This window comes from Salmonella sp. SAL4457, assembly GCF_046548235.1.
Lineage (GTDB): Bacteria > Pseudomonadota > Gammaproteobacteria > Enterobacterales > Enterobacteriaceae > Salmonella > Salmonella enterica.
Window position 1 is genome coordinate 1 of the sequence record NZ_JBGDZO010000069.1, and the last position, 435, is coordinate 435.

Genomic DNA, 435 nt, shown 5'->3' on the forward strand with positions numbered 1-435 from the left:
TGGCTCAGGGGTGTCAGGGGCTGGCGATCGTATTGCCGGGTCTCCGCCAGTTCGAAGCGGTCCACGGTATCCAGCGGTTCCAGTTCGCGGTAGCGCCAACCGGCGTGGTTGGCGAGGAACACGATGCCCTTGGCGTCGCTGGCCAGGACCAGGTCGGGGGTCTGGTTCCACTGCCGTTCCAGATCGGGAAACTCCAGCTTGACCACGATTGCGCCCAGGAAGCTGCCGTCCTCGGCGCGCACCGCGTGGGACAGGAAATAACCGGGAATCCCGCTGATCACCCCGACCGCATAGAAACGTCCGGAGCCTTGGGCGATGGTCTGGCGGAAATAGGGACGGAAACCGTAGTTGTGGCCCACGTAGCTGGTCGGCAGGTTCCAGTTGCTCGCCGCCACGGCCAGCCCGGTACGGTCGAGCAGCTCCAGGGTGGAGGAG

General features: G+C 65.3%; 1 pseudogene. It reads right to left on the bottom strand.

The annotated features are described in order from the left end of the window. Positions 1-435: pseudogene (locus ACLJNW_RS23265) on the bottom strand (hypothetical protein); the annotation flags it as partial.